Raw genomic sequence first — 5,780 nt, forward strand, 5'->3', positions numbered from 1 at the left:
CCGCGGGTGGCGCCGCCGCAAGGCCCTGCGCGTCCTCGGCGGCGTGTTGCTGTTCCTCGTCGCCACCGCCGCGGTCGCCGCCGCCGTCGCCGTCGTCATCCTCAAGATCGGCTTCGCCCCGGTCCTGACCCCGTCGATGAAGCCCGTCCTCAACCCCGGCGACCTGCTCGTCACCCGCGCCACCCCGGTCTCCCAGCTCAAGGTCGGCGACGTCGTCGTCCTGCCCCGCCCGGACATGGAGGGCGAGCGGTACGCCCACCGGGTGATTTCGCTGAACACCTCGGAGGGCAAGACCGTCGTGCGCACCAAGGGCGACAACAACACCGACCCCGACCCGCAGGCGCTGCGCATCGAGTCCGCCACCGTGCCGGTCGGCATCGGCGACCTGCCCGGCGTCGGCCGCGCCGCCCTCGCGGTCGGCCAGGCGGGCTGGCTGCGCGTCGCGGTGATCGTCCTGGTCGGCCTCGCGCTCCTGCTCGCGCTCAAGCGCGCCCTCATCCAGCCCGCCCCTCCCGGCAGGCACTCCAAGGCCCGCAGGTGAACGGGCAGGCGCTCGTCGCCCCGGCCACACTGTGCGGCGTGAGCACCTCGAAGGTCCTGGTTGTCGAGGACACCCAGGAGATCCGCACCGTGATCGAGATGGCCCTGACCGACGCGAGGTTCGACGTCCGCAGCGCGGGCGACGGCGACACCGCGCTGGAGCTGGTCCGCCAGTGGGACCCGGAGGTCGTGCTGCTCGACCTCAACATCCCCGGCCCCGACGGCCTGGAGGTCTGTCGCAGGCTGCGCCAGTTCTCCACCGCCTACGTGCTGATGCTGACCGCCCGCGCGGACGAGGTCGACAAGCTCGTCGGCCTGTCCGCGGGCGCGGACGACTACCTCACCAAGCCCTTCTCCCCCAGGGAGCTGGTGGCCCGCGTGCACACCGTGCTGCGCCGCCCCCGCATCCCCGCCGCCCGCGACAGCAGGCGCGTCGTCGGCCCGGTCGAGGTCGACCTGGACGCCAGGTCCGTCGAGGTCAACGGCAACCACGTGGCCACCACGAAGATCGAGTTCGAGCTGCTGGCCGCCATCACCGAGAACACCCGACAGGTCCGCACCCGCGACCAGCTGCGCAGGCGCGCCTGGGGCGAGGAGTGGCTGGCCGACGACCACGCGGTGGACGTCCACGTGTCGAACCTGCGCCGCAAGCTCGTGGCCGCCGGGGCGCCGCGCGACTTCATCGCCACCGTCCGCGGTGTCGGCTACCGCGTCAACCAGGAGGTCCGATGAACACCAAGCGGCTGCTCGTCGTCGACGACGACCCCGACGTGCGCGAGCTGCTCCTGCTGTCCCTGCTGGACAGCGGCTGGCAGGTCGACGGCACCGGCACCGGCGCGGACGCGCTGGAGCGGTGCCGGGCGGGGCAGGTCGACGGGCTGCTGCTCGACCTGGAGATGCCGGGCGTGAGCGGGCGGGACGTCCTCGCCCAGGTCGCGCTCGACGGCCCCCCGGTCGTGTTCGTCACCGCCTCCCACGAGCCCGCGCTCGACGCCGAGCTGGTCGCCGCGGGCGCGCTCGCCGTGCTGCCCAAGCCGTTCGACCCGCTGCGCATCGGTCACCAGGTCGGGTCCGCGCTCGGCTGGGTCACCACCACGGGCGGTCCACCAGAGGACCACCGACTGGCAGGGTGACGGTGAAGGTGCTGCCGATCCCGGCCTCGGACTCCACCGAGATCGTCCCGCCGTGCGCCTCCACGATGCCCCGCGTGATCGCCAGCCCCAGCCCCGCGCCGCCGCTCTTGGCCCCCAGCTGCACGAACGGCTCGAAGATCCGCTTCGCCTCGTCGTGGTCGATGCCCATCCCGTGGTCGCGCACGGAGACCCGCGCCACCGAGCCCGTGACGGAGCACCCCACCTCCACCGGCTGCCCCGGCGGCGACACCTTCACCGCGTTCGCCAGCAGGTTCGTCACCACCTGCACCAGCCGGTCCGCGTCCCCGCGCACGGTCACCGGGTCCTTGCGCGTCACCAGCGGCACGTGGCACAGCTCGGCCGTGCCCTCCACGGCGATCACCGCGTTCTCCACCACGTCCGCCAGCTCCACCGGCGCGGGCCGCAGCCGCAGCTGCCCGGACTGCACGCGCGACAGGTCCAGCACGTCGTTGGCCAGCCGCACCAGCCGGTCGGTGTTCTTCACGGCGATCTCCACCAGCCGCGAGGCCTGCGCCTGCATCTCCCCGAACCGGCCGGACGCCAGCAGCTCCAGCGACCCGTGCACCGACGTCAGCGGGGTGCGCAGCTCGTGGCTCACCAGCGCGGTGAAGTCCCGCTTCACCCGCTCCGCGTCCTGCGCGGCCAGCGTCGACTGCACCACCGCGCACTCCAGCTCCACCCACGCCGCCAGGTCCTTGAGCCGCTGCCGCTCCTGGTCGGACAGCGTGCGCGGCTCCCGGTCCAGCACGCACAGCGTGCCCACCCGGTGCCCGGACGGGGCGCTGATCGGCTGGCCCGCGTAGAACCGCAGGTGCGCCTTCGTCACCACCGGGAACCCGGCGAACCTGCGGTCGTCGGCCAGGTCGGGCACCTCGAACACGTCGTCCTGCTGGATCGCGTGCGAGCACACCGAGATGCCCCGGCTGGTCTCGGTCGCGTCGAAGCCCGCGCACGACTTGAACCACTGCCGGTCGGTGTCCACCAGGGTCACCACCGCCACCGGGGTGTGCAGCACGTCGCGCGCCAGCCGCGTGATCCGGTCGAAGCGCTCCTCGCGCGGTGTGTCCAGCAGGCGCAGCGCCTTCAGCGCGGCGACCCGGTTGACCTCGGCGTTCCAGGACTCGTCGCTCACATGACGGAGTATTCGTCATCGTTCGCGAGGACTGCCCGCCACGAACGGGTGAGTTCTGCTCGGGTGGGGCAACCGCAGGCGCGTGACCACCGCCGGTAGCGCCCCGCTCGGCCCGCTCACCGGGAAAACGCCCCGACCGGGTGGCGCCGTGCGCGGGGAGCGCGCGCCCCGCGGGACGCGCCCGCGGTGCGGGAACGCGCAGCGACGGGGGCTCCCGGCGCGGGATCAGGGGGGTGCAGGGGGGCGGCGACCCGGCCGGACCGTCCGAACCGGACTCCGGGGGCGCGGGTCCCCGCAGCTCACAGCCCCGAGGGTCCCCGGCCCGGTCCGCGCCCGCGCCGCCGCAGGTACCGCTCGAACTCCGCCGCGATCGCGTCCCCGCTCGCCTCGGTGATCTCGATCTCCGCGTCGCCGCGCTCCTCCAGCGCCCGCACGTAGTTGCGCACGTCCTCGTCCTCGTCGGCCATCTCGCTGACCGTGCGCTCCCACTCCTCGGCCTGCTCCGGCAGCGCCCCGAGCGGCACCTCCACGTCCAGGACCTCCTCCACCCGGTGCAGCAGGGCGAGCGTGGCCTTGGGCGAGGGCGGCTGCGACACGTAGTGCGGCACCGCGGCCCAGAACGAGATGGCCGGGATGCCCGCCTGCACGCACATGTCCTGGAACACGCCGACGATCCCGGTCGGACCCTCGTACTTGGTCTGCTCCAGCCCGTACTTCGCGGCGGCGGCCGGGTCGTACGCGGTGCCCGACACCGGGACCGGCCTGGTGTGCGGGGTGTCCATCAGCAGCGCGCCCAGCGTGACCACGGTCGTCACGCCCAGCCGCTCGATGTGCCCGAGCAGCTCGGCCGCGAACTTGCGCCACCGCATGTTGGGCTCTATCCCGTGCACCAGCACGACGTCCGTCGCCGAACCGGGTGGTCTGCACACGGTCAGCCGGGTCGTCGGGAACTCGACCCGCCGGGTGAGGCCGTCCACCATGCGGACTGTGGGTCGTGTCACCTGGAAGTCGTAGTACTCGTCCGGGTCGATCTCCGCCAGCGGCTTGGCCTCCCAGGTCAGCTGCAGGTGCTCGATCGCAGTGCTGGCTGCGTCTCCAGCGTCGTTCCACCCCTCGAACGCCGCCACCATGATCGGGTTGGTGAGGGGTTCGTCGGGGTCGAAGGGGGTCTGGGCGGCCTGGTCCGGATCGGTCACCGGGCCAGCCTACGACCCTTCGGGCGCCCCTGACGTCGTAGGCTGGCGCCATGTCGGATCGTGTCTCGTCCCCCCTGCTGGACGCACTCACCGAACGCGTGGTCGTGGCCGACGGGGCCATGGGCACCATGCTCCAGTCGTTCGACCTGTCCCTCGACGACTTCGCAGGCCACGAGGGCTGCAACGAGATCCTGAACACCACCCGGCCCGACGTGGTGCGCGCCGTGCACCGCGGCTACCTGGAGGCGGGCGCCGACGCGGTCGAGACGAACACCTTCGGCGCGAACCTCTCCAACTTCTCCGACTACGGCATCCAGGACCGCATCTTCGAGCTGTCCCGCCTCGGCGCCCAGCTCGCCCGCGAGGCCGCCGACGAGCACGCCGAGCCGGGCCGCCCGCGCTTCGTGCTCGGCTCGGTCGGCCCCGGCTCCAAGCTGCCCACCCTCGGCCACGTCGCCTACTCGGTGCTGCGCGACTCCTACGTGGAGCAGATCCGGGGCCTGCTGGTCGGCGGCTCCGACGCCATCATCGTCGAGACCTCGCAGGACCTGCTCCAGACCAAGGCGGCGATCGTCGCCGCCAAGCGCGCCATGGACGCCGAGGGCCTGCGCGTGCCGATCATCGCCCAGGTCACCGTCGAGACCACCGGCACCATGCTGCTGGGCTCCGAGATCGGCGCCGCCCTCACCGCCCTCGAACCGCTCGGCATCGACCTGGTCGGCCTGAACTGCGCCACCGGCCCCGCCGAGATGAGCGAGCACCTGCGGCACATCGCCAAGCACGCCCGCATCCCGCTGTCGGTCATGCCCAACGCGGGCCTGCCGCAGCTCGGCCCGAACGGCGCGGTCTACCCGCTCGGCCCCGAGGAGCTGGCGCAGGCGCTGCGCGGGTTCGCCACCGAGTTCGGCGCCCGCCTGGTCGGCGGCTGCTGCGGCACCACCGCCGAGCACGTCCGCCAGGTCGCCGCCGCCGTGCGCGACCTCGGCCCCACCACCCGCCGCCCGCGCCCCGAGCCGGGCGTGTCCTCGCTCTACCAGGCCGTGCCGTTCCAGCAGGACGCGTCCGTGCTGATGATCGGCGAGCGCACCAACGCCAACGGCTCCAAGGCCTTCCGCGAGGCCATGCTCGCCGACCGCTGGGACGACTGCGTGGGCATCGCCCGCGACCAGACCCGCGACGGCGCGCACCTGATCGACCTCAACGTCGACTACGTGGGCCGCGACGGCGTCGCCGACATGTCCGCGCTCGCCTCCCGCCTGGCCACCGCGTCCACCCTGCCGATCATGCTCGACTCCACCGAGCCCGAGGTGCTCCAGGCGGGTCTCGAGCACCTGGGCGGGCGCTGCGCGGTCAACTCGGTCAACTACGAGGACGGCGACGGCCCCGACTCGCGGTTCCAGCGCATCATGCGGCTGGTCGCCGAGCACGGCGCGGCCGTCGTCGGCCTGTGCATCGACGAGGAGGGCCAGGCCCGCACCGCCGACTGGAAGGTCCGCGTCGCCGACCGGCTCATCGTCGACCTCACCACCAACCACGGCATGCACGTCGAGGACATCGTCGTCGACACCCTCACTTTCCCGATCACCACCGGGCAGGAGGAGGTCCGCCGCGACGCGCTGGAGACCATCGAGGCGATCCGCGAGCTCAAGCGCCGCTACCCCGAGGTGCGCACCACGCTCGGGCTGTCCAACGTGTCCTTCGGCCTCAACCCGGCCGCCCGCCAGGTGCTGAACTCGGTGTTCCTGCACGAGTGCGTGC

The 5,780-nt window shown here is 72.9% G+C and carries 6 protein-coding genes; 4 read left to right on the forward strand and 2 right to left on the reverse strand.

The window, feature by feature from the left end; translation table 11 throughout:
- The 3 genes from ACTUAL_RS01700 to ACTUAL_RS01710 form a co-directional block, all read left to right on the forward strand.
- Positions 1 to 541: signal peptidase I (locus ACTUAL_RS01700; RefSeq protein ID WP_440899022.1), on the forward strand; the 541-nt coding region annotated here is incomplete at its 5' end.
- A 38-nt stretch (positions 542 to 579) separates the two neighbouring features.
- On the forward strand, positions 580 to 1,272 hold the full coding sequence (locus ACTUAL_RS01705; protein ID WP_205590432.1) for a response regulator transcription factor: 693 nt from the start codon (positions 580 to 582) through the stop codon (positions 1,270 to 1,272).
- Positions 1,269 to 1,673 (forward strand): response regulator, encoded by a 405-nt coding sequence (locus ACTUAL_RS01710; protein ID WP_096492735.1) that lies wholly within the window; start codon positions 1,269 to 1,271, stop codon positions 1,671 to 1,673. The genes ACTUAL_RS01705 and ACTUAL_RS01710 overlap by 4 nt, the downstream gene beginning before the upstream one ends.
- On the opposite strand, the gene ACTUAL_RS01715 is transcribed toward ACTUAL_RS01710, so the two are convergent.
- Together ACTUAL_RS01715 and ACTUAL_RS01720 are read right to left on the reverse strand one after the other, a co-directional pair.
- Positions 1,627 to 2,826 (reverse strand): ATP-binding protein, encoded by a 1,200-nt coding sequence (locus tag ACTUAL_RS01715; protein WP_440899023.1) that lies wholly within the window; start codon positions 2,824 to 2,826, stop codon positions 1,627 to 1,629. The two genes, ACTUAL_RS01710 and ACTUAL_RS01715, sit on opposite strands and share 47 nt — an antisense overlap.
- A gap of 299 nt (positions 2,827 to 3,125) precedes the next feature.
- Positions 3,126 to 4,022 (reverse strand): PAC2 family protein, encoded by an 897-nt coding sequence (locus ACTUAL_RS01720; protein ID WP_096492737.1) that lies wholly within the window; start codon positions 4,020 to 4,022, stop codon positions 3,126 to 3,128.
- Between the two features lie 50 nt (positions 4,023 to 4,072).
- Between ACTUAL_RS01720 and ACTUAL_RS01725 the strand changes: the two genes are divergently transcribed.
- The coding region (locus tag ACTUAL_RS01725) for a homocysteine S-methyltransferase family protein (protein WP_440899024.1) at positions 4,073 to 5,780 on the forward strand (1,708 nt) is incomplete at its 3' end.

Source organism: Actinosynnema sp. (assembly GCF_052038725.1).

What these genes read in the sequence shown, in the direction of transcription:
- ACTUAL_RS01710 (WP_096492735.1), top strand. Translation starts at nt 1,269, where the DNA reads ATGAACACCAAGCGGCTGCTCGTCGTCGACGACGACCCCGACGTGCGC.